The following is a 25,960-nucleotide window of genomic DNA, read 5'->3' on the forward strand; positions in this document are numbered from 1 at the left end:
TTCGAATGTCGGACATTTACATAAGTCAGGAACGAACTGCAGCATCTGTCTCCGAATACGATCAAGTGCAAGAGAATTTGTCGTCCGGCTGGAACACCTGGTATACCCGCAGCGTCCTGACGCATGTGCTGCTGCCGGAGAGCGCCGCGATTAAGCTCGGCATCAAGGAATACCGGGAAGGCGGTTATCTGGCGGAAGCCTTGATCGGACGGCAAGACAAGGATCAGGAAGTCGTTCGTCCCGGTTTGCGCAGCTACGACGGGTCTTATACCGAGCTGACCTTGCAATGGCGGGACATCGAGCTTCGTGTCGAAAGCGCGGTAGAAAACGGAGAACTTTTTCTGCTTGTCACTCCGCTGCGCAACCAGCTCAAGCCCGCTGTTCTGATAGCCGAATGCGGTATCCTGTGGAACCGCAAAGGGTATGTCCAACACGCGAACGACGGTAGCATCGAGGCTGTCTTTCCGGATCGGAACGTTAGACTCTATTCGACCGGCTCCGTCGTCGAGGAATATCATGTTCCCGCATCCGGACCCTATATCGCCTTGTCGCTCCATGAGACGGTCGGCTTGTCAACCGGCAAGCCGACCGGGTTGGAGGCCATCCAGGCGCTCATCGATCAGCGGCGCCGCGGAATTGCGGAAGCTCGCCGATTGGCATTTGGCGATGCAGCGGATTTGTACGCCTCCATGCAAGCCTGCATGGCATGGGATACCATCTACGAACCCAAATATCAACGGGTAGTCACGCCGGTAAGTCGAATCTGGAACGACCAGGGCTACAAGCTTTTCTGCTGGGATACCTACTTTGCCGCTTACATGTGCATGGAGGACAATCGCGACCTTGCTTATGCCAATGCGGTCGAGATCACCCGGGCGGCTGTGGCTGACGGCTTCGTGCCGAACTTCGATTGGTCGGGAACGGTCATTTCGCGGGATCGCTCACAACCGCCGGTAGGCTCGTTTATTGTTCTGCAACTCTATCGCAAGTACGGTGATCGTTGGTTTTTGGAGGAAGTATACGAGCAATTATGCGCCTGGAACGCCTGGTGGCCGGATAATCGGCAGATCGAGGAAGGGTTGCTGGCCTGGGGCTCCAATCCGATGACGCCGGTAGCGGATAACTTATGGGAAACGGCGGGCGTTCACGATACGTTTGGAGCAGCGCTTGAATCCGGGCTGGATAATTCGCCGATGTACGACGAAATCCCGTTCGATAAAACCAAAAATACGCTAAAACTTGCCGATGCCGGTTTGATGGGTTTGTATATTTGGGACTGTCTTGCCTTAGCGGAAATCGCGGATATTCTCAATGATCGCGAACGGGCTGAAGCGCTTCGCCGGTCGGCGGATCGGTTTGGTTCGGGCATGCAGCGGCTATGGGATGAGCAAACGGGCATTTTCCGTAATTTGAGGACCGATACGGGTGCATTCAGCGAACGTTTGTCTCCGACGAACTTCTATCCATTGCTGACGCCGTACGTTTCCGATGAGCAAGTAAAGCGCATGATCGACGAGCATTTATTAAACCCGGAGGAGTTCTGGGGGGATTGGGTACTGCCTTCCATCTCGCGTAATGATCCGGCTTATCCGGATCAGGAATATTGGCGCGGGCGAATATGGGCTCCGATGAACATGCTAGTCTATCTCGGTCTGCGCAACCAAGGAGAAACAGAGACGGCCCGGCTTCTTGCGGACAAATCGGCCGAACTCATCCTTAAGGAATGGGTGATGCACGGGCATGTCCATGAAAATTACAACGGCGATACCGGCGAGGGCTGCGACGTAAAAAACAGCGACCGCTACTACCATTGGGGAGGCTTGCTTGCCCTGATCGCCTTAATGGACCGCGGCTATGCCGTTTCCCCTCAGGAGACGACGAAGCAATCCCGTTAGAAAGCAGCAGATGCAACGGTTCATTCATAAAAATGGACCGTTGCAACTGAGATAAAAAATTGTTCCGTTTGTACCTGATCACTTAAGGAGCGTGAAGTATGGCTACAAGAAGCAAACGCCTCGTCTCATGCGTGCTAGCCTTAGCAATAGGATGGACGACAGTATCCACTGCCTTTGCAGAAGATGCAATAACAAAGCCGGCTTTGGTTGAAACCCAACGTACAGAGGACGTCCATTGGGCGGCGGCCACTATACGAAGTTGGAAAGATTACGGCTTGATTAACGGTTATGCCGACGGTACATTCCAACCAAACCGATCCATAGGACGCGCAGAATTCATTGCCTTGCTTAATCGAATCTTCAAGTTTACGGAGAAACCGGAAGCGGAGCTCGCCGATGTTCCCTCGCAAGCCTGGTACCGAGAGGACCTGCTGAAGGCAATAGGAGCAGGCATCATACAAGGGGATGGCGACGGCAAGTTTCGGCCGCTAAGCCCGATCAGCAGAGAGGAAGCCGCGGTTGTTCTGGCCAAGGCGTTTCACGCGAAGGCATCGGACAAGCAGGCTTACCGTAAGTTCAAGGATGCCGATACAATCTCAGGCTGGGCGAGAGAAGCTATAAGTGCATTATTAGAACTGAAAGCGATTACAGGTTTGCCCTCTGGTCATTTCGCGCCTGCATCGCTGTTGACCCGGGCCGAGGCTTTGACGATATCCGATCGGTTGATGGGTCGATTGGTGAATGCAGCCGGCGTTTTCTCCGAAAATATCGACGGTAATCTGGTAGTGAACGCAGAGGACGTTACTTTGCGGAATATGACGATTAACGGAAATCTCTACCTTGCCGCGGGCATCGGGGATGGCGATGTGACGCTTGACGGCGTTACGGTCAAAGGGACCGTTTACATTGAAGGCGGTGGCGAGAACAGCATTCATTTGATACGTACCATTCTGGCCTCCCTCGTTGTCAATAAACCGAACCAACGGATTCATATCATTTCCGAAGATGGGTCCGTCATCGCTGTTACGTATTTGTACTCGGGTGTGAAGCTGGACGGAAACTTCGAATCGGTCATTATTCAGTCGGAAGGGTTGACGGTTCAAGTCCTGGGAGGCACGATCGCCCAGCTGCTTATTCCAAAAAACGGAGCTTCGGCGAAAATAAACTTGTCTCCCGGCGTCCGAATTGATCGCTTTACTGCCAAAGGGAAGGCAGAAGTGACGGGCGAGGGAGAGATTGTTGAGGCGGACATACAGGCTGATGGCGTAACGTTTGAGAAATCGCCCAGCCGGGTCGTGGTTGCGGACGGGGTCTCGTTCTCTGGCGGAACAACTGTTTCCGAGGCGGAGAATGAAGGAAACCCGGGCTCCGGGAACGGGCCAGGCGTTCCTGCACTACAGGAACGAGTCATCAACTTTGCTTTTGGGCAAACGAATGATGAACAACATGCAAATTTGATTGTGCAAGGCAACTCGGGAATCGATGAAATCGACACCAAAGTCGGAGAGCTGGCGGACACGTACACCGTTCGATATCTAGAAGAAGCGGAATCGAGTATCTCTTTTGAAATGGATCATCCTTATCCCGGTCGTGAAGTCACACTGGAGTTGGAGGAAATTCATACCCGTTCCGATGAGCTATTGGCCTATACCGTTCTGGTCAATGGCGAAGAAGTGTATTTCAGGACGTACGAGGAAGCTTCGGAAGGTCCCAATCATTATTTTATTGAAGTGCCCGCTTCCGTTGCCGGAAGCGCGGGCAAAATCGAGGTAGAGCTTCGGAATTATGGGGATGCGCGCGTTCACTTCAACCGGCTGTGGGCGTACAGTCGATTTGACCGTTTGCTCGAGAACGAAGAAATCGGCCGGCAGATGACCGTCGGATTGCTCCAGCCGGCGCTCAAATGGGACGACTATGAGACGGATCTGCAGCTTGTTCGGGATATCAAGGATGAATATGCCGGAATGGATATGTACAAGCCGGCTCTGGGGTTCGAAATTCTTTACATGCAATGGAGCGAAAAAGAACTGGAGCGTCGTCTGGAATATTTAATGCGCTTATCAAGCGATGCCGACATCCCGATCCATCTCAGCATCAATTCCTGGTGGGGAGGCACGCCGAGCGGACCTGACGGCAAGGGCGGTCGCTGGACGGATATACCTTACAATCAGATCGTTTACGACCCGCTCGACATCGACGGCAGAGGCAACTGGAAATTGACCACGCCGAATATATGGTCCAATACGCCGTGGCTGACGATGAACAACGCGCACTACAACCAAGTGCGCGCCGACAAGGTCAAGGGTGTTGCAAGCTTTATTTCCGGCAAGACGGCTGCAATGAAAGCGAGTGGAAGTTCGCTGCCGCCTGTCGTCATTTTTACCGAAAACGAACCATTATATTGGCCTTATTTTGCTTTTAATGCGTCGCCGGAAGCCGGTGGAGACTTTGGGCCGGACACCATAGCTGCCGCGGCTGCCGACGGCGTTGCCTTGAATCCTGAGGATGGCTTGTCCCAGGAGGAAAAGCTGTGGATGTCGGGCAATCTTACGACTTATATCGGCACGCTTTCCGGCGCCATTGCGGAAGGTTATGGTTACAATGCCATCGTCGTCGATCAGGGGCAAATCATCTATCCCGACAGCCAGTTGGTAGAGAATGCGTACACGCATATGTTCCCCACGCCAAACTATCCCGATTGGGACGAGAAGAGGGCGCACTGGGAAACGCATATGGTGAATGACATCCGTTTCGGGGCGGAGTGGGCGGGGGGGCTGGATGCCCGCTATCTGGACTATATCGTCGCTCGAGGCAAATACGCGGATGTAAATGCGGAACGAGGCAGTCTCACCGACATGCAGACGCTGAAACAAGCGTACATGTACGGAGCCGACTATGTGAACGTGTACAACTATCATGCGGGCGATCGTCAGTTGATTGACGATTATGACGGCCAACGCGCAGAACTGGTCGCTGTACCCGCATACGACAAGCCGTTTGGAAAATATGATTTCAAAGCTGTGGATTCGTTGACCGTAAATGCAATGCTCGTCGGTGTCGAAGGCGTGCAGCGAGAAGTGTTGGTCGAAAAATATGTAGCGACTCCCGATAATGGGAACGTCGATGGCGGCCGTCTGACCTTCCGACTGGACAACGATGGCGATTCGTTCGCTTCCGGTCTGACCGTGAAAGTGGAAGGACGAGCACTGAGTTCGCTGAATGCCGATAACCGGGTCGAAGTTTGGGCCGGACCGGAGGAAGGCGATTTAACGCTGGCGGCGACTTTAAAAAATTTCAACTCGGAAGTGGTGGAGGTTAGCGATCATATCGATCGCGATGCGGATGTTGCTTATGTCGAGCTGAGGTTGTTTTCTCCGGGGTTGCCGTCCAGTTTGTACAGTTGGACCTCCATCTGGGCATTCGAAGCTTTTCTGCCTTGGGATAAACAAACCGGGCATTCGGATGGGACCGTCTACACGGTCGATCAAATGCGCCTTCGGAATTTGTGGATCAGCTACCGGGCGGATGTCGAGCGGCTAATGAACGCGTATCGAATCCAATCCGGCGAAAATGACACTTACCAATCCATAACGGCTCTCTACCGCGCGGGGAAGTATCGGACAGCATACGATCGGCTAATCCGCGAGCTTTCCGAGACCTTGCCGGCAAAATATACGGTTAAGGGGGGAGGAAAACTCGGCAAGTTCCCGATTGAAATCGATCTCGGGGGCAGTCAGCGCATCGCCGATATTGTCCTCTACGAAGCCGATGAAGAAACGCGATTCTCATTGAAGGCTGAGGTTGTACGGGATGCGACAGTTACGTTGTCCGGTCTCGTGAACGGACAATATTACAAAGCCGTTTCCGATGATGGCGGCATCTATACGGTTCAAACGACGACGGCGGGAGATTCCGGGGCAGTTCTGGCTGTCGGAGGAAAAGCGGTATTTATACTGACGGCGTTTGCCGAAAGCGAGAAGCGGTATCCCGAGTCTTTTGAGGCTGCCTTTGTCAGCAAGAACAAGAATTTAAACAAGCCGACGCCAAAAGGATACATTTATTTGGAATCGCAAGACCCGGAAATCGGAGAATATGTCAACTTCGTAGAGCTGAAGCTTGCGGATGACGCCGTTATCGAAAGAGGAGCGGCAGGTGCGGAGGACGGCGAACTTGAAGAGGTGCCAATCGAGATATTGAACGATGGGGAATTGCTCAGGATAACGACGAACGAGAATAACGAGGCCGTCCATGTTCGCGCTTATTATGGCCAGATTTTCGGCACCGTTACGGACATTCGGCCGATCTCCATTCGGGGAGTGTCGAGCAATGCCGCGATTGAATTGGATGGACTACACGAGTTCGAAATTGGGGCGGATGCGGTGCTTGATTCGCCTAAAGCGACGGGGAGCGGCATTCTGACTGCCGATCTGGACGACTTGGGCTTCGAAATCGGGGATCAGGTTACGGTCACTTATAGTCCGTACACGTATGAGGGCAGTCCTGTCAGGGCACTTAAAATCGCCGAAGTGTACGATACGCTTGTCGCCGAAACGTTCGAGCTTGCGGATGGAGATTGGATGGAACGCGCATTTTCCGTTGACAACGTCCGCACTGTGCCTTTGGATGCCAATTATGCGGACAAAGTGGTCAGACCGGATCATATATCCGAAGTCGGCAGCATCGTATGGAGGATCAACAGCGGAACGCCAATGTCCGAGCTGGCGATCGAATACAGCGGCAGGGCGATCATGGGGAATCCGGACCCGCAAAGCGTCAAATGGTCGATCAGCGACGACTTGACGGAGTGGACTGAAGTCGGCGGAATCGAGCCCGGCGGAGAAGAAGGCAATTTCACCCTCGCCCGCGCAATTCGATTGACGGATGATGTGGCGGGGCTGACAACGCTTTACGTTAAGGTCGAGCTTCGAACAGCTTCCAATGACACGTGGGCTAGCTTGAATGATGTCAAAATCAAAAAGAAAGCGGAATTGCGCGAACTCGATTCCGCCGTGATCAGCCTTCCTGACGGTACGCTGTTCGCCGGGCAGTCCATTCCGCTTACGATCGAAGCCAAGTATAGCAATGGCGACCCTGTGTACTTGAAGGATGCCAAGATCGCCTATATCATAGGCGATTCCGATCTGGCGGAAGTGTCCGGAGGCGGTTTGAAGCTGAAACAACCGGGAACAACGACCGTTCAAGCCTATGTTTCAATCGGAGGCAATGTCGTCAAGTCCAATAAGCTGGGTTTGGAGATTGCTTCCAACAAGCTCTCCGAATTGGAAGCCGTTCTTGACAAGAATGTGATCGGCGCGAACGATACGATCGCCATTGCCATCAAAGCCTACAACGACCAAGCGGTGGAAATGAACTTGCAGCTGCTCAAGATCGATATGGCCAGCAGCGACGTATCGGTGGCCACCGTTTCGGATGAAGGCATCGTTACCGGAGTGACTGCGGGAACAACCGAATTGACTGTTAGGGCGACGCAAGGCGAAACCGTGATTGAACGGAAATTGGCGTTGACGGTTGCCAATGTCCGAACGATCTACGAAAGCCGGTTTGATCAGGTGACTTCCTGTTCGAACGAATCGGTGTGCCGCACGCTAGAGGCTAACGAAACGTACAAAGTTCCGACGGACGAGGTTGTCGTCATCGCAGATAAGGCGATTTACGGTAACGTGGAAGCGGCCGGAGGCGTATTCGTTCCGGCGATTCGCGGGTTTTACAAGGGGCAGGGCGGTCCTGACAATACGTGGCCCATACATGAGCAAGCCACCGTTATATACAAACTGGATAGCGCGGGCGACGCATTTCTGAGTCTGAAGAGCGAGATCGCGGTCAGAGCGGGCGTATTCGGTTCCAAAATCAGCGTATATGTCGGTGACAGCGCAGATAACGCAAATGAATTTGTAGGAGATCTTACAGGCGGGACAACTCAACTGGATTTCACTTCATTTGTCCAACAGAAAAAAACCGCTTATGTGAAACTGGTCATTGCTGAAACCGCATTTGATTGGGGAGGCATCGTTTCCGTTACATTTAACGAATTGACGATCGGCTCCTAAACGGAGACAACCGGTGCGATCGGATCCAACCAGGTTTATGTAAATGGATCATTGGTTTCCTCAACGGCTAACGGTGCGGGGAGACAGTTCAATTATTCTCATACTGCCGGTGCGACGGTTACTGTGGAATTTAAATAGACTCACAATTGAGAGAAGTGGCTGTAACCCGACGGGCAAGTGCCGAGAACTTTCCTCTCGGCACTTGTTCTCATGTAAGAAAGGAAGTTGTTCATATGATTAAGGTAAGTTCGCTGACAACCGAATACGCAAATAATCCATTGGGCATAGACAGGTCCAATCCACGGCTTGGCTGGATAAACGAGTCCATGCGGCGAGGGCAGCGTCAATCCGCTTATCGGATTCTGGTTTCCATGATAGAGGAGAATCTGGACTCCGGGTTCGGGGATGTATGGGACTCCGGTAAATGCGAGAGCGGCCGCTGTGTTTGTATCGACTACGCGGGAGAAAAATTGCAGTCGGCTACCCGTTATTACTGGAAAGTATGTGTATGGGACGAAGAGGACCGTATTTCCGCATGGAGCCCAATCGCTTGGTGGGAGACGGGACTCCTGCATCCGGAGGATTGGTCCGGTGCGTGGCTCTCATCCGACGGCGAACATGCGCCGCTTTTCCGCAGCGAGTTCCAAGTTGAAAAGCCCCTCAAACAAGCCAGGCTGTATATAAGCGCGGCCGGTTATTGCGAAGCTTATCTGAATGGCGGCAAAGTCGGGGACCACAAGTTGGAACCGGCGTTTACCGTTTATAATAAGCGAAATTTATATCATGTCTATGATATCGGGCCGCAGCTGTTGGCGGGAAAAAACTGTGTCGGCATTGAGCTTGGCAGAGGGTTCTACGGATTGCGGACACCCAATGTCTGGAACTGGCATAGGGCAGAGTGGAATGACAGCCCTCGGTTTATTGCCCAATTGGTCATTCAATATATGGATGGATCCGATCTGCTCGTCAAGACGGATGATCGTTGGGAGTTGATCGAGGATGGACCGACCCTATCCGATTCCATATTTGCCGGTGAGCGGTACGACGCAAGAAAATACCGGACGGATTGGAATAAGGTCGATTTTTGTGCCGCGGATGCATGTAAACCGAAGATAGTTCCGCCACCATCGCCGCGGCTTGAGGCCCAGTCGATGCCGTCGATCCGAGTCGTGGGGCATGCGGATGCTGTAAAAATGACCATATTAGGGGACGGCCACTATGTTTTCGATATGGGAGACACGATAGCGGGTTGGGTGGAAGCGACAATTCGAGGTGGGAGACCTGGACAATCCGTCTCATTTATTTACGGCGAAAAGCTGGATGAAACCGGCCGCGTCGATAACCGTCAGACTGCGATCGAGGCGGAAATACAAACGGATCACTATTTGAAATCGAGCTGGCAGGCTGAAAAATGGGAGCCGAAATTCAGCTATAAGGGTTTTCGGTATGTAGAGATTTCGGGACAAGGAATCAATATGAAACTTTCAGATGTGACAGGCAAACGCGTGCATACCGATTTGCGGTCAACGGGCCGTTTTCAATGCTCCAATCTTCTGTTTAACCGGATTCACGAGGCAACCCGCAAGACGCTGCTGAACAATTTTCACGGCATTATTACCGATACGCCCAAATATGAAAAAAATGGCTGGCTTGGCGATGCCCAACTGATTGCCGAAACGGCTGCCTTTCAGTTTGATATGGCCTTGTTCTGGGAAAAGTGGCTGATCGACATGCGCGATTCCCAACGGCCCGACGGGTCTATTCCCGTTATGGTTCCCGACAGCGGGTGGGGTGACTTTCACGCGCCGGAATGGAGCAGCGCCTACGTCCTGATCGCCTGGCGTTTATATTGGTACTATGACGATATGCAGGTGCTCCAGGAGCATTACGGCAGCTTGAGAAGGTATATCGAATATGAGATCGGCTTGCTTGACGGAGGAATGTCCAGCAGCGACTTGGGCGATTGGTTGGCTCCCGGCTATTCGGAGGGACGTTCCCCGGAGGGCGGCCAAATTACTTCATCGTTCCACCTCATTTTGGTGCTTCGAACGATGGCCGGCATTGCGGGCCTATTGGGATTTTCGGCAGATAGCGAGCGGTACGGAGAATTGGCTGAGGAAACGGCCGAAGCACTGAACCGCGAATGTCTCGATCGGGAGAATGGGCTTTATCATACGAACCAGGAAGCGGGATACCGGCAAACGTCAAATATACTGCCGCTTGCACTCTCCTTGGTACCCTCGAATGTCGAGAGGCAGGTCGAGAAGCGCTTGCTCGAAGATTTTGAACGGCGAATGGGCGGTCATGCCGATGTAGGCATTATAGGTCATAAGTATTTTTACCCGACTTTGACCCGATTGGGATATGGGGAGGCGGCTTATCGGGCAGCGACACAAATCGCTTATCCGAGTATGGGGCTATGGTTTGAGCAGGAAGCGACCACGTTATGGGAATATTGGGACGTTAACACTCGTTCGAGAAATCATTATATGTTCGGGACCATCGTGCAATGGTTTTACGAGTACATAGCCGGTATTCGGCAAACCGCAGCCGGTTGGTCCGAAATGGAATTCAAGCCTCACGCGCTTGGCGATCTGACGTCGGCCGAAGCCACGTTGGACACGGTAAAAGGGACTGTACATGCTGCATGGAGCCGTACGGCGGACATATCGTTCGAACTGACGGTGCATGTCCCCATGCAATCGCGCGCGATGGTTTACGTTCCTATATTGCCCGCAGGGCAAATAACGGAAAATAGGCTGCCGGCTGATCAGGCCTGCGGCATTCAATATATCAAAGACGAAAACGGATTTCGGGTTTATGAAATCGAAGCAGGCCGTTACGCATTCGCAAGCAGATAAACTCTGAAATATCAGCAGCTTAAGGAGCATGATTCATGTCCAGTACAATAAACGATGTAGCTAAGTTGGCCGGTGTATCCAGACAAACGGTTTCACGGGTCATCAACAACTTGCCGCTCGTAAAACCCGAGACAGTCTTGGAAGTCCAAAAAGCAATTGCGTTGCTCGATTATCATCCTAACGCGGTAGCTCGCAATTTGGCGATTAAAACGGTCAAAACCGTCGGTTTGTTCATGCCTTTCGACGTGGAACAAGTGAGGCAGAATATGTTCTTCTCCACGATATCCGCTACAATATGCCATTATTATGCAAAGCAGGATTTTGTGCTTCAATTGTTTACGTCGCCGGATGATCGCAATTATAGCGAGTTGTTTAAAAAACTGTATCGCGAGAAGCGAGTCGGCGGGTTGATCCTAACCTGTCCATCCGTGAATAACGAGGACGTGATGGAATTGCTTGCCGCAAAAATTCCGTTTGTGATCATCGGTCGGCCGGGGTTGGAGCTCGAGCAAATCAACTACGTGGATGTAGACAATGTCAAGGCAGCCTACCTTGCGGTTCAAAGGATGCTAGAGCTCGGTCATCGCAAAATATGTCTTCTAAACGCGCCTTCATCTATGACGCTAGCGGTAGATATTCGCAAGGGAGCTGAAGAGGCTTACCGAGAAGCAAACATGCCTATAGGAAACTTAAGCGAAATGCACATCGATCTCACTTTGAAATCAGCTTATGAAGCCACATTACATGTTTTGTCCAAAGACGATCGTCCGACTGCATTCGTGACCGCCGACGATTTAATTGTATTGGGTATAAAAAAGGCAACGGATCATTTGAATCTGTCTATCCCTACGGATCTTTCCGTCATTTCCGTGATTAAAAACGGCTGGGCCGACTTGTTGCCGATGCCCCTCACATACATTGACGCTTCCTTTGAGGATTTGGGCACGCGATCCGCTCAATTCATGTTGAAGACCATTTCCGAGCCTGAAAAAAAACATATGATGCAAAAAAAGCTGAAACCGGAACTCATATTGGGGGGAACGTGCGCGCGAGTTGCAATGCCAGTATGAGAATATGGAGGAAGGGCAGACAGCCGGGGCAAACCGGCACCCCATTGTTTAAACTGCCAGCTGAAGTTAACCGAGAGAGCCCCTGAATCCAATCAGAGGCTCTCTCGCGCTCTTGGCAGCGCGGTAGGGGTCTCAGCAAATTTTATCCTTCTGCCATCTTATGGATTCGTCAAATGAAACTTGCTGCAGCTTCTCATCCGTCCAGTAATATTGCAGATCCTTGCGTTCCCAGCCCATGTACAGCTCATCCCACGTATAGGGTCCATGCGGCAGCAGGGATAAGGCTTCAATAGGCTCGCTTGCAGGCTGAAATCGTAAATCGCAAGAGAGCCTTATCCGACCCGGCGTTTGATTGCGAAGCGCTTTATGGACGGTCAGGCTGTTGAAGGCAATGACATCGCCCGCTTCATAGTCCCCTCCGGCCCATTCGTATCCGAGTCCGCAAAGAATGGATTCCAGTCCTCCGGCGCCGGAATTCGCTGTTACCCCAAGCAGTCCCGCACGGTGACTTCCTTCCAGAATCGTCAAGCCTCCAAGTGTTCTGGGGACGTCGCCGAGAGGCACCCAAGTGGTCCAAGTCTCATAGCTTCCCTGAATGTGGATGAAATCCTGATGGGACGGCGTCGGATACGCCATCTTGTGAGGAAGCATCAGCCTGCCGATATTGCGGGGATGCGCAATGGCACGCTCGCCGAACAGCGTAGTGAATATAGACAACAGCTTCGCTTCATGTGCCAGCCCATGGAACGCTTCGAGACGCTGCACTTCCTTATAGATGTGAAGCGGGACTCCGACGCCATTCCAATTCGCCTCTTCTTCGCTCAGACTGTCGACAGCGGCCTGGTTCGCAGCGCCTGACAAAAGCGGATGGCTCCGATCCAATAGTCCATTAGCATCCAGGATGGTCAGAAGCTGGCGCCTCACTTCCAGAATGAGCTCGCGAGGGAATAATCCTTTAAAGAAAAGATATCCATCTTTCTGCGCTCTATCCCTTAACGCTTCGGCATCCTGTAGGAGTGTTGTAGAGTCCTTGAACGTTCGCGTTACTGGTTTGTGGTCGGGATTGGAAAGCGACTGAGACATAGCTAATCCTCCTTATTTATCAAATATCGATCTATAGCTTTTAGTATAAATACAGTATTTACAGAAGTATTTAGATAGTGCAGACTTATATTTAACGATTATCGATATAATGAGGAGCTATGTCCAATGCCTGACAAGCCCAATCCGGCCCGAATTCCGTGGCATATGGTTTCCCCCGTCGTATCTTATGCAAACTACTTGAACTGTCATGCCGGCGACAGCTTCGGGCCGCGTGTCATCGAAGATTATCAGTTCTTGTTTGTTGCATCGGGAAAAGGCCTCGTATGCATTCAGGAGAAAGCATACGAGGCCTGCAGCGGAGATTTATTCTATTACGGACCTAACGTTGTACATTCCATCATCGCGGATGAAGCGGAGCCCTTCTCTCTGTACGGCCTTCATTTCAACTGGAGCTCCGAGCTCGTTCCAATCGATCGCCGCATAATGCCGCACATTTCTTTCGTGAAGGGACAAGAATACACCCGCATGGACAACCGTATTTGCATTGGCGACAACCTGTCGGAGACGCTATTTATTCAAGATTATCAGAAGTTGTCCAGACAAGTGTTCCTTCCTTATTTCGAAAGACTTGTCCGTGTCTATGGCGCCAATGAAGCCTTTGCTCCATTGCAACTGCGGGCTTATGTAATCGAGCTGCTCATTGCGATGAAGAAAACAGGCGAAGCGTCCGAGTTGTCGCTTGAGACAACTAATCCCGTTGTGCTTGCTATAGCTGATCAACTGGATCAACGGGTGAGAGAACGCTACGACAGGCAATGGTTAAGCCAATATACCGCTTATCACCCTGATCATGCGTCTCGTCTATTTCGCGAACATACAGGCCGAACACCTTATAACTACTTCATGCAACGTAAAATAGAGCTTGTAAAGCAGCTGCTTGTAAGCACAAACGATACTCTCCTTGAGATCGCGGACCATGTTCAGGCCGGCTCTATTCATGCTTTTACAAAGTGGTTCACTCACATGACGGGCTTATCGCCGGGCCGCTTCCGGAAGCGAAGCAGGATGATCTAAGAGGATCCCTACGAAAAAGACCGCTCCCCACTGTATATAAAAATACAGTAGAGAGCGGTCTTCTGTTCCGATACGGGTTCCCGCATCGACTACTATGATCGGAGTAACACGATTCGAACGTGCGACCTCACCCACCCCAAGGGTGCGCGCTACCAGGCTGCGCCATACCCCGACGCTAAAATAGACAGCGTTTTCTTAAACGCTGATTACTTGAAATTATACTACTCGCCCTTCATACTTGCAAGAGTCAAAGTAGAATCTTCGGAGCAGGACATAATGATGTTAAAAAACACGGCTTTTCCTGTCTGTAAGGTTAGGAAAAGCCGTGTTTCATTATTCCTTGACGCTGCCGAGTACAATCCCTTGAACGAAGTATCTTTGTAGAAAAGGATATACAATCAGAATAGGTAACGTACCCACGAATATTTGAGCCGCTTTGGCTGTTCGGTCAGAAACTTTGGACATGACGATTGCATCCTGCCCGCTTAATTTCGTTAAGTCCATCCCTTTAATGATTGTCTGTAAGTAGGTGGCGAGTGGATATTGATCGGATCTTCCCATCAGGATCAGGCCATCGAACCAAGAGTTCCAATGATTAACCATTGTAAATAAGCCGACAGTGGCCATCGCGGGTAATGAAATGGGGACCATAATTTTCCATAAGGTTGTCCAATACCCTGCACCATCGATAAAAGACGATTCTTCAAGCTCTTTCGGTATTCCCCGAAAAAAGTTCAAGAGTAGAATAACATTAAATACAGGGACAGCGCTTGGCAAGATTAATGCCCAGATGCTATTCATAATTCCCACATATTTAATCGTCATATACCAAGGAATGAGACCGCCTCCGAACAAGATGGTAAAAATAAAAAACCATGCATAGAGCGTTCGGAACTTTAAATCTTTCGTTTCCTTGGACAAGGGATACGCGATTAGAACGGTGAGAATCATGTTTACAGCAGTACCGATAACAAGCCGTTGAAAAGTAACGGTCATTGATTTCAAAAATTCGTGTTTGGAGAGAATGAATTCGTAAGATTTTAGCGTGAAATCAACAGGCCATAGTTTGACAAGACCAGCCGAAGCGGCAGCGCTTGAGCTAAAAGAGATGGCCAATATATGAAGCAAAGGGAATAAACATATAAAAGCTAGAAGAATCAGGAAGGTATTATTAAACCACGAAAATACTTTCAAAGAAGAACACACCTTTCTGTTAAGCAAATCTTCTGCCAACAATATGGATTATTAATTAGAAAATCCGATAGTTTGCAAAGCGATAGGCTAACCAATAAGAAGTCGAGATTAAAATGAAAGAAACGATTGATTTGAATAAGCCTATGGCAGTTGCAAGTCCGTACTGGAAGTCAATCAAACCGATGCGATAAACCATTGTATCGATGATATCGCCGGATTTATAGACAGCAGGACTGTATAAGTTGAAGATTTGATCAAAGCCTGCATTCAGTACATTTCCCAAGCTTAGTGTCGCAAGCAATACAATGATCGGGCGCATGCCTGGCAGGGTAATATGCCAGGTTTGCTTCCAACGATTGGCGCCGTCAATTTTAGCAGCTTCATAAAGAGCCGGATTAACACTCGTGATCGCGGCTAAATAGACAATGGTATTAAAACCAAATTCTTTCCATACATCAGATATAACGATTACATATGGAAACCAGTCATTTTTTCCGAGAAAAAAGATGGGCTCTAGTCCAATGAAAGTGAAAACCTTTGCGATGATGCCGCTGGAGGGGGACAAAATATCAATTAAAATGCCGCCCAATACAACCCAAGACAAGAAGTGAGGTAAATAAACGATCGTTTGCACACTTCTTTTCAACCACATCAAGCGCACTTCATTTAGTAACAGGGCTGTAACAAGTGCCGCAATTAAGCCGACGATGATTTTCATAATCGAGATAAAGAGCGTGTTTTTTAGTACGATTGATAAGTCTGGTAATTGAAATGCATATTCAAAATTACCCCATCCAATATATTCCGAGCCGAAAAGTCCATTCGTAGGTATAAATTGCTGAAATGCAATGACAATACCGACCATTGGGATGTAGCTGAAAATCAGGATCAGAATTATGCCCGGTAGCAGCATGAAGTGCAGCGGGAGCTGTCTGACTAATTTTTTGTTCATTCTTCATCCATCTCCAGATCTTGAAAGATAAACGGCTGTGTTTTTCAAGTACTGAAAACAACAGCCGTTTTTGAAAGATTAGGTTAGGCTTATTGTGCAGCTGCCCATTCATTTACTTCATTCGTAATATCAGAACCACCCAGTTTATTCCAATTACTCACGAATTTATCGAACTCGTCTACACTGACTTCACCCATGATGATTTTCGTGAATGTTTCCATAAGCATTTTGTCTAGATTTGCATTTTTTTGACTCATTGTTGGCGTTGGTGCACCGAAGAATTGATCATGTTGAATGAGATCTGCATCGATTTTTTCCTTGACAAAAGGCCAAGCGCTATCTAAACCGTACATACCTTCATTTGTCCAGCTCTTAGGATCGCCAGCACGATATGCCATAATTTTTTCGTAGTAGCCTTTTTCTTCTCCAGTTAATTTGGAGTCATCTTTGTTTTCTAAAGCGGGCTTCATATTCAAATGAATATTGACGTTACCATCGGCTGGCGAAACGAATACGAGCGGATAGTTGTTATAAAGGAAGCCATCTTCAGCGATAAAGTATTTTTCAATGTTTGCATTTTTGGAGTAGCCATTTTCAACAAGAATATTAAGTAGTTTGATGATTGCTTCTGTATTTTTCGCCCCTTTTTTTACAACGTAATATTGTGCAACGGGGAAAGAAAGTTGAAGCTTGTTTGTTGTGCCTGAAAGTGCAGGAATGCCATAAGCTTTCCATTCGGCTGTTGGATCTTGATCCTTTACAGTTTGAAGTGGCCATGCAGGGTTCCACCATGCGCCATAGGAAAGACCGATTTTGCCGGAAACGAGATCTTCCATGACTTTAGATCCGTCTTTTACAGCGAACTCTTCATCAATGTATCCAGCTTTATACATTTCTTGTAGCTTAGCCAATCCATTTTTAATTTCAGGTTGCACGCTTCCAAATGTAAGCTTGCCGTCACTACCTTGAATCCAAGCGCCTACATATGCGTTGAAGCCATTAAGGAAACCTTGGATATTAGCAAAGCCGCCCTTATGAAGGTCCTTCGTTAAGGCAAAGCCGTAAGTATCATCTTTGGAATTTTGATCTGGATCTTGTGTTGTGAACGCTGCTGCAATCGCAACAACATCTTCTAGAGTTTTGGGCTCTGGAATATTGAGATTTCTGAGCCAATCCGCACGAATCCAAAGCACTTGGGAAGAATCATACGGTGAACCAACACGCGGTAATGCCATTAATTTACCATCGAATGTTGCGGATTTCATTTGGTTTGGATCTTTTAGAATAAGGTCTCTTGCTTCAGGAGAAACATACTTTTCAAATACTTCCGTTAAATCTTCCACTTGACCTGCATCAACGAGTTGCTTCAATTGAACAGCGTCTACTGGGAAGATATCCGGCAAGTCACCTGAAGTGATGGAGACATTTAAACGTTGTGAGTAGTCGGAATTGCTCGTCCACAAATACTTTATTTTGATACCTAATTTTTCTTCGTATTCTCTGCTCCAAACGTTGTTGTCGATATTCTCGCCTTCTCTAAAGAGAATACTTGCAGGCAAGTCTCTTACAGCTGTAACTTCAATAGGTGGATCGTATTTAGCGAATGGATCAATTGATTCAGCAGCACTATCATCCGGTGTGCTTGTTGCTTCAGATGTAGCCGGTGTACCAGGACTTACTTCGTTGTTATTTTTACCACAAGCAGATGCTAAAACTAATGATGCACTGAGAGCGAGACAAAGCATCCATTTCGTTGATGTAGTTTTCATGTTTTCAGCTCCTAAATATGATTTGGTGTTGATTTAAGGTTGTACGTTGTGTTTGGATCTGCTTTACAAAGAGTGGTGACCTGTTCCAACATACTTCCGGTGAAATATAGCTGAGTCGGTAGGATACCTGTTACATGCACAAAGGTTTTCGTCTTAGTTAAAGTTCGACAATTCGTGAACTGGGCAGTATGAACGTCTGCCAGATACACGAGTGGAGTTTCTGTAAAGACAGTCTCGCTTTCATAAACGAGACCTTCGACATATAAATGGTCAACCTTCATACATTTGATCGTGTACCAATCATTTGGCACAGTACTCGTACATTGTTTCATGTGAACTTGAGTTAATGATACGTTTGCCGCATTACGAATATAAAATCCGTAAGGGGCAAAGTGATGCTGCGCATAACTAGGAATGGGATCGGGGATATCGTATCCATACATTTTCTTCTTAGCTGTAAGGTTAAAGTTCATGTGAGAGAGTGCGACATCTGTAATTTCATCTTCCGGTAAGCCAATTATTGTACATGCGCCATTGCCATTAACGTACCAGTGTTGAAGATGAATGTTGCGAATTTTCCCGTTACTCGCCATTAGGAAAATCGCTGTGCCTTCTTGTTCCATCCCAATCGTCATATTGGAGATGGTAATTCCTTCAATACAGCCATCTTCCGCAGTTACATTAAGTACACCAGCAGCATTGACAACCGAGCAGTTCGTTACGGTGATGTTGCGAATTTCACTATAAACGGCCTCTCTTACCCATGGATCTAGCCCGGTATAGATTCGAAACACATTAACGGAGGTATTGAATGTACAGTTGCTAATCGTAAAGTGCTGTGCGTTTTGTTGACCATTGCTATCGATGGCAATCGAATCATCACCTGTAACGAAATGACAAGCATGGATGTTGACGTAGCGACAAGAGCTAATATGGAAGCCATCGCTATTAGGTCCATAAAAATCATTTTGAATGAGTAGATGGTGTAAGGACACATAATTGCAATCAATCAGCCAACCTGCATAGACGGGCGATGCTGAAATTGTAATGCCTGTAATTTCGACGTTATGACATTCTTCAAGCAGGAGGAGCATGGGGCGCCAATCTTTTGGATCATAGCGTGGCGGTGTGCTGTTCCAGCCCTCGCCAATTGTTTCTTTTGGTGTCCAGAACGCTTTATCCTGACCATCTATACGCCCTTTGCCTTTGATCGTGATATTGGTAGCGCCTTGTGCAACCAATAAGCCGTAATAACGGGTCGAATTCGTACATTTTGCATACACATCAACGATTTGATAGTCTTGTTGGTTCGTGCTTGCAAGGAGTACGGATCCAGCCTCAAGCCATAGCGTGATATGGTCTCTAAGTTCTATACGCCCAACAAGATAGTTTCCTGGTGGAACATAGACCGTTCCTCCACCCTGATATGCACAGGCATCAATGGCTTGTTGAATGGCAGCAGTATCTGTTGTTACACTGTCACCCAATGCCCCGAAATCACGCACATTAAAAACTTGTTGAATAGCAATTCCTCCCCTTTAGGATCGTTATGTTTGTAAGTATAGGTTAATACGCGTTCCGCCAGATACGAGAAACTTGTTACCTTTCTTGACTTTTGTTTACCACTTTACATAATTGATTTAGTGATCAAGTTCACGGTATTCTGTCGGCGTCAAGTTAGTCGCTTTTTTAAAGAAACGTGTAAAATACGCAGGTGATTCGAAGCCGAGCAGATCCGATATTTCATGGATTTTAAGTTGTGGTTGACGTAATAATGTTTTTGCATGATGAATTCTCACTTCAAAAATGTATTCAGATAACCCTTTGCCGGTCATTTGTTTGTACAGCCGTGATAAATAAGAACGATTAAAGCCAACCAAGCTGGCAATTCGTGTTAATGAGAGATCTCCTGCGAGATTTTGTTTGATGTATTGCTTGATTTTGCGTACGACCTCTCGGTCACGTTCGGCGATATCCTCTTTTTTATGAGAGAAAATGACCTCAGCTGTTTGTTGTAAGTAATGAACAGCACTTTCAAAGGTAGGGTGACCTTCAAAGTGGGTTAGCGTCTGGATATCAATACGATGACTTAGTTCATGTAAAATACCTGATTGATATAAATAGGCAATATAGATCGATACAATGGTGTAGTACAAATGAAGTTGAATACCTTGTTGCTCCTTCGAATTATCTTGGACAAGCTTAATTAGGCTGACGAAAAGCGTAAAGTAGGGTTCGCGTTGTCCTGTTTCAAGGTAAGTACCAAGCATCGGTATTTTGCTGAGCTGAATTTGAATCGATGTTGTGGGCAAGGGAATTGGTATATACTCTTCAGGTTCTAAGAGTATAAATTCTTGTTTTGTTGCAAATTGAATATTGAGTATTCGTTGTAGTTCCAAAAACTTCGAAGCAGACATTGACCAGGAGACAACATGGTTAGCAGCAAGCATGGATAACGTGACGCCAAGGTATTGTTTACACGTTGTCATTATTGCTTCCAAATTTTGATAAACATAGGATGGAATAGATTGATTTGTGATTATCTTGCTTTGATCCCCTTGTTTAACTTGAATAAGCCATATGAACTTATGGTTGTCATAGGTTAGGGAGTAGTGAGTAGTCATAGAACCCATATATTCCGATACGATATTGGAGATGGCATATTGCATCAAAAGTCGATCATTGGTGGACGACTTATTACCCCAATCATCGATTCTTGTGAGTACGAGTAATACAGGTTGGTCAGCACATAATGGGATTTCCAAATCAGTTAATTGATTTTGGAGTTGTTCAACCTCGGTATATTCATGTTCATTTAAAATACGCCATAAAAACTCTTTTTGTAAAATCGGTTGAACTTGTTTCATTTTCATTTGTGCATTTGCAAGAAATGCTTCTGCCTGAAATTGATTGTTCAAGCGTGTAATCGCTTTTTGGATGGCGTCAAGAATGACAGTATCATCCTCTGTTTTGAGAATATAATCTGTACTCTCATTGCGGATCGCTTCTTGTACATATTCAAAATCATTAAATCCTGTAAGAAAAATCATTTGACACTTTGGCCATCGATCTTTTACTTCCTTTTGCAATTCAAGACCTGTCATAGCAGGCATATGGATGTCCGTCATGAGAATATCCACAGGATATTTGTGCAGCGCGGCTAAAGCCTCTGATCCCGAATAGGCTTTACGTACCTCAACAGCATCAAGAAAATGATCCTCGATTAATTGGACCAGCCCATTTACGATCATGCGTTCATCATCAACGACCATTAATTTATAGGGATTTTCATTCATTGTGGTCACTCCGTCTTGGGATTTGTATTTAATTTGAGTGTAACGTTCAAGCCTCCGATTTCAGTTCTGGAGAGTGTGATACCGTATTGCTGACCATAGATCAGTTGGAGTCGTCGATGGACATTAAGCATGCCGGTCGTATCCGCCAGATCATTGGGATGACTGAGTTTGTCTTGTAGAATTTGGAGTTGTTCCGACGACAGCTCTTGGCCGTTATCTGTGACGCATATATATAAATCTTTATCCGCAAGCTTAAAGCTAATTTCAACAAGACCATTCTGAAGCGTGTTTTTAAGTCCATGCTCATATGCGTTTTCAATAATGGGTTGCAAAAACAGTTTGGGGACATAGATGTCTCGACAATAATCCGGTATTTCTTCGCAAATGGTATGGATACGTTGATCGAAACGGTACATTTGAATTTGAATGTAAGCAAGTGTGTGCGCCAGCTCTTCTTTGAGAGTGACGGCATCTCGATCGTTCTTGGTAATGTAGCGGAAGTATTCCCCTAAATGTCGGGAAATCCGTACGACATTATCGATGTCTGGAATTTTAGCAAGTCGATGTACGACAAAGTAACTGTTGTATAAAAAGTGCGGATTGATTTGAGATTGTAATTGCTTAAGTTCAGCTCGTTGAGACCGTATTTTCTGTTCGTAGACTTCCTTTACAAGAACATTGAGTTCACTAACCATTGCGTTAAAGCGATCATATAGGTAGCTAAATTCATCAGATCTACGGCGTTTAATGGATACAGTTAGATCACCGTGTTCAACTTTACGGAAAGCAAGAACGAGACTAAGCAAAGGACGTTGAATTAAGCGGTAAGTCCATATGGAAAAGCCGAATAGAATAAGAATAGAAGCGATAGAAATCCACCAAATCCAGGTTTTGCTGTTCTGTAATGGCTTCAAAATATCACTTTCCGGGAAATAAATGAGCGAGGTGGAGTTTAGCAGAGAGGAGTTCTCCGCAATTACCACATATCTTTCATCATTAATTTGATGATAGAAGGTGCCCGTCTTTAACAAGGCTTCGTTGTTTTGATAATAGGCGTATAGGGCTTGTTCAATTTCTGAGGGAGTATTATGTCCATAGATTGCCCATTGATGCGCATGGTCAATAAAGATCATGCCGCCTTTATTGGTTGTATCAATTTGTTTCAAGGAAGAGCGAATATTAGGAATAGAAAGTTGAACCTTAAAGACAATGATCGGTTCTATATCCTTGCTAATCAGTTCCGGAGAAAATCCAACAATCAATAACTTGTTTTGCCAATTTACGAGGGGAGCTGTTAGATTCGATTTCCTTAATTGAGTAATTTCTGTTTCAGTTGGATTGGCAACATAACCTTCCGGTGAAATCGTTCGGTTAATCAGTGGAATGTAAACTTGCACATCTTCGACATATAGGCTGGAGGTTTTCAACAGTAATAGACGATTCTTGATTCGAAGAATCGCCTCGGCGAATTCATAGTCACTCATTTGTTCACGTGAGAAGCTGATTTTCGCAAGATCATTATCGTGTAGATACTCGTTTTTCAACTGAATGACACGTTTAATATCCGTTTCTAGTGAATTGTGATAGAAATGAACGCGAGATTGCAGTGATTGTTCAATTTCTGTTTGAATGGTTTTGGAAGCCGCATTGTTCATCATCCAATACAGGAAGTACAGTGCAATAATAATCGCAGAGAAGGACAAAAATAATTTCATGAACACGGATAGTGTCGTCTTTTGTTTAATGAACAAGGAGGATCATCCTTTAGTAAGTAGATGTCGTTAATGGGTCGAATGCAAAGCCTTGTGTTTATATTGAATGGGTGTAACGCCGAACTGTTTTTTGAATATTTTCGAAAAATAGGCTGGATGATTAATACCGACTTCATAACAAATGTCTGCAATTCGCATATTGGAATGCAGCAATAGCTCCATTGCACGACTGAGACGCGTTGCTTGTAAATATTCTTGGAAGGTTTTGTTCGTAGCGCGTTTGAACAAATCGCAAAAAACGGTACGTGAAAGATGCGCCACTTGTGTAACATCCTCGATCGTTAATTCCTCCGCATAGTGCATATCAATATAGGAAAGCACTTTTTCAATAATATTGTGATGTCGCATGCGATTGTTCGGATGACTAATTTGTAGACTATTAAGCCGAGCACGCATCGTGATACCAACGAGATGAAAAATTTTGCCCATAATGATTGTCTCGTAGTGCGTTTCTTTTCTTTCATATTCAATAAGCATTTTTTCCAATAGTTGCTGAGCCTCTATGTCGGCGCTTCCGCTTAAAGTGATTTTGGAATAGATTTCATCGTCATCCGCAAATAACATTTTGGTTGTTTTATGCAAGGTCAGTAGTTGTGGGATGAATTCACATCCGATGATTTCGATTTGCTGTGGAGATAATATCGTAAATCGGTGAATGATATGAGGCGGAACAATAAATAGGTTCCCTGGAACAAGCTCAACCTGCTCATTATACATGGTGTGGACAAGATGCCCCTTTTTGATGTACCAAATTTGGACATAGTTGTGTTTGTGATCTCCTAATTTCGGATACGATTCGGAAATGCGATAGATTTTAAAAGGGAGGCCGTCTACCATCTCTTTATTAAAATCAAAAAACCTCACGTTATCCTCAGCATAAGCAGAGCACATCACATCTTGAATAGCGAATTGGCTCATCCATTTTCACCTCTGTAAATAGGAACGATTGTATAACATTTGTGAACGATAGTGTAATAACGATTTCGAAATCATTGCTAGAATAATGTTGCGCAGGGGCGTTTAGAGAATGATTAGCAAGTTGTTTCTTTATTTAAACGACTAAACCCTGTGGAGTCAATAGAAAACGTTTACATCCATGCTGTTTTTCTATCACTTTGTTGACATTTATTCGATTTGGAGGTGAAGCGTAATACATAATTGGGAAAAATGGGTTCGATGAATTAATTAAGGAAATTTATATACTAGGATGAGGTGAATTTGCTTATGAAGTTTAAGTTGGCAGTGGTATTAATTGTGCTTCAATATTTTATATTTTCATCGGGAATTGTTCCGACACCATTGGCTCATGCTGAGACCGTCGATTCGGTTTTTTATGAAACAAGCGAAGTATTTTATGAAACATCCTTTGAAGATGCAGAGGACTTGGCATTTATCACTGATTTCACGGAACGTGATGCAAGCGATATGCATACAGGCTCTTATTCATTGAAATATACGAATGATGGTAATAAGCCTGTTAGTTTTATTCGTATCCCTGTCAAAGCAGGCTATGCGTATGATGTAAGCGTATGGATGAAGACAGCGGAGCTTACAGGACAGTGGGCAGGCGGACGAGTAGCGATTGATGCCTATGATCAAGCAGGTAACTGGTCGTTCGGGAAATATATGAATCCAGTGAATAGCGAAGAAGAATGGCAATTAGTTCGTCTTCCGACGTATGTAGCGGGTGAGAATGTCGTATCTGCACAATTTTCACTATATTCAGAAGGTACGGGTGGAACGATCTGGTTTGATGATTTGCGTATTACGGAAAAGCTATTTGTGGAAGAAGATACGAATGGCAACTATGAAACTTCATTTGAGGATATCACAGATACGACATGGGATAAATCTTTTACCGATTATGATACATCTGAAGTTAATAACGGTGAATATGCTTTGAAATACACGTTTAATGGTAGTAATCCGACGGTTTCCGTTCGTATTCCGGTTAAAGCAGGCTATGCCTATGATGCAACAGTCTGGGTAAAAACGGCAGATCTTACAGGCATGTGGGCAGGCGCGCGTATTGCCGTGGATGGATACGATGAAAATGGTGGCTGGAAGCTAGGGAAGTACATGGATCCAATGTCGAGTAACGGTATATGGATACAGCTTCGTTTGCCGACTTATATTGCGGATAAAGGCACCGTTTATGCTGATTTCGCATTGTATTCTTACGGGGAGAGTGGGACAATCTGGTTCGATGATTTGAAAATCGTTGAATATAAACCAGATCCGCTTATTGCGAAGTTAGTTACACCGCAATATAGAGGTATACTCATGCCGGATGGTAATCCAATTGTTACAGTTGCTACGCGTGGAACAGTTGGTCTGACAGCCGAAGATTATACGACAACCGTTAAATTAGTAAATGCGGATGAAGAAACGATCGAGGAGCAAGTTTGGACCGAGAAGTTAGATACGCTTGCAGAGTTCGATACGACTGCGTTAGCTGCAGGAGATTATGAAGCGGTCGTGACAACCTATGTAACGAATAAGCCAGCGGAAGCATTTGTTGAGAGATTTAAGATTAAAAAGGTGAGTACAGTTAGTGAATTACCGAAATCTTATGTAGATGATTATGGTCGCTTTTGGCGAGATGGTGAGCTCTTTTTCCCAATTGGCATTTATACAGCTAATATTGATGAGAGTGAACTGCAAGATTTAAGCGACAGTCCATTTAATACGATTATGCCTTATGACTATCCTAATCTTGACCAACTTAATTTAGCTGAGCAATATGGGCAGAAAGTTATTTTTTCACTCAAAGATTTCTTCTACGATTTCCCATATGCGCCGCCGTTTATTGAGGATGAGGATGATGAGGTAGAAGCGATTACTTTGATGGCAGAGCAATATCGCAATCACCCGGCTTTATTAGCATGGTACTTAAGTGATGAGACACCGACGGATAAACGGTTATCGACACACTATAAAACCATTGTTGAAAATGATCCGAATC

General features: G+C 46.5%; 14 protein-coding genes and 1 tRNA gene. 6 read left to right on the forward strand and 9 right to left on the reverse strand.

Annotated elements, in window-relative coordinates; genetic code table 11:
- Window positions 1-5: 5 nt before the first annotated feature.
- From PAT3040_RS01085 to PAT3040_RS01100, 4 genes are all read left to right on the forward strand, one after another.
- Window positions 6-1,895: an MGH1-like glycoside hydrolase domain-containing protein gene (locus PAT3040_RS01085; protein WP_181376375.1), complete on the forward strand. Its 1,890-nt coding sequence runs from the start codon at window positions 6-8 to the stop codon at window positions 1,893-1,895.
- A 98-nt stretch (window positions 1,896-1,993) separates the two neighbouring features.
- Window positions 1,994-7,963, forward strand: coding sequence for an S-layer homology domain-containing protein (locus PAT3040_RS01090; RefSeq protein WP_108991187.1), 5,970 nt, complete (start codon window positions 1,994-1,996; stop codon window positions 7,961-7,963).
- 233 nt (window positions 7,964-8,196) lie between these two features.
- Window positions 8,197-10,824 carry an alpha-L-rhamnosidase gene (locus tag PAT3040_RS01095; protein ID WP_108991188.1) on the forward strand — a complete coding sequence of 876 codons (2,628 nt, stop codon included), beginning with the start codon at window positions 8,197-8,199 and terminating at the stop codon, window positions 10,822-10,824.
- A 35-nt stretch (window positions 10,825-10,859) separates the two neighbouring features.
- On the forward strand, window positions 10,860-11,894 hold the full coding sequence (locus PAT3040_RS01100) for a LacI family DNA-binding transcriptional regulator (RefSeq protein WP_108991189.1): 1,035 nt from the start codon (window positions 10,860-10,862) through the stop codon (window positions 11,892-11,894).
- A gap of 132 nt (window positions 11,895-12,026) precedes the next feature.
- On the opposite strand, the gene PAT3040_RS01105 is transcribed toward PAT3040_RS01100, so the two are convergent.
- Complete coding sequence (locus PAT3040_RS01105) at window positions 12,027-12,977, reverse strand: phytanoyl-CoA dioxygenase family protein (RefSeq protein WP_108991190.1); 951 nt, start codon at window positions 12,975-12,977, stop codon at window positions 12,027-12,029.
- 126 nt (window positions 12,978-13,103) lie between these two features.
- On the opposite strand from PAT3040_RS01105, the gene PAT3040_RS01110 reads away from it, so the two are divergent.
- Window positions 13,104-14,012, forward strand: coding sequence for an AraC family transcriptional regulator (locus PAT3040_RS01110; protein WP_108991191.1), 909 nt, complete (start codon window positions 13,104-13,106; stop codon window positions 14,010-14,012).
- A 98-nt stretch (window positions 14,013-14,110) separates the two neighbouring features.
- On the opposite strand, the gene PAT3040_RS01115 is transcribed toward PAT3040_RS01110, so the two are convergent.
- The 8 genes from PAT3040_RS01115 to PAT3040_RS01150 all read right to left on the reverse strand — a co-directional run bounded on the left by PAT3040_RS01115 (window position 14,111) and on the right by PAT3040_RS01150 (window position 23,913).
- Window positions 14,111-14,184: transfer RNA gene (locus tag PAT3040_RS01115), tRNA-Pro, on the reverse strand.
- Between the two features lie 161 nt (window positions 14,185-14,345).
- Complete coding sequence (locus tag PAT3040_RS01120; protein WP_258234775.1) at window positions 14,346-15,206, reverse strand: carbohydrate ABC transporter permease; 861 nt, start codon at window positions 15,204-15,206, stop codon at window positions 14,346-14,348.
- Window positions 15,207-15,261: 55 nt separating this feature from the next.
- Window positions 15,262-16,158, reverse strand: a complete 897-nt coding sequence (locus tag PAT3040_RS01125) for an ABC transporter permease (RefSeq protein ID WP_108991192.1) — start codon at window positions 16,156-16,158, stop codon at window positions 15,262-15,264.
- Between the two features lie 89 nt (window positions 16,159-16,247).
- Complete coding sequence (locus PAT3040_RS01130) at window positions 16,248-17,927, reverse strand: extracellular solute-binding protein (RefSeq protein ID WP_108991193.1); 1,680 nt, start codon at window positions 17,925-17,927, stop codon at window positions 16,248-16,250.
- A gap of 11 nt (window positions 17,928-17,938) precedes the next feature.
- Window positions 17,939-19,432, reverse strand: a complete 1,494-nt coding sequence (locus PAT3040_RS01135) for a glycoside hydrolase family 28 protein (protein WP_181376376.1) — start codon at window positions 19,430-19,432, stop codon at window positions 17,939-17,941.
- Window positions 19,433-19,567: 135 nt separating this feature from the next.
- Window positions 19,568-21,223 (reverse strand): response regulator transcription factor, encoded by a 1,656-nt coding sequence (locus tag PAT3040_RS01140; RefSeq protein WP_108991195.1) that lies wholly within the window; start codon window positions 21,221-21,223, stop codon window positions 19,568-19,570.
- Between the two features lie 5 nt (window positions 21,224-21,228).
- The gene (locus PAT3040_RS01145) at window positions 21,229-22,974 is read right to left on the reverse strand and encodes a sensor histidine kinase (protein ID WP_108991196.1); all 1,746 of its coding nucleotides are present in this window, start codon (window positions 22,972-22,974) and stop codon (window positions 21,229-21,231) included.
- A gap of 30 nt (window positions 22,975-23,004) precedes the next feature.
- Window positions 23,005-23,913, reverse strand: coding sequence for a helix-turn-helix transcriptional regulator (locus PAT3040_RS01150; protein ID WP_108991197.1), 909 nt, complete (start codon window positions 23,911-23,913; stop codon window positions 23,005-23,007).
- Window positions 23,914-24,219: 306 nt separating this feature from the next.
- Here PAT3040_RS01150 and PAT3040_RS01155 point away from each other — a divergent pair.
- On the forward strand, window positions 24,220-25,960 hold a 1,741-nt coding region (locus PAT3040_RS01155), incomplete at its 3' end, for an alpha-amylase family protein (RefSeq protein ID WP_146200330.1).

The sequence above is a fragment of the Paenibacillus agaridevorans genome (assembly GCF_003112455.1).
Classification (GTDB): Bacteria; Bacillota; Bacilli; order Paenibacillales; family Paenibacillaceae; genus Pristimantibacillus; species Pristimantibacillus agaridevorans.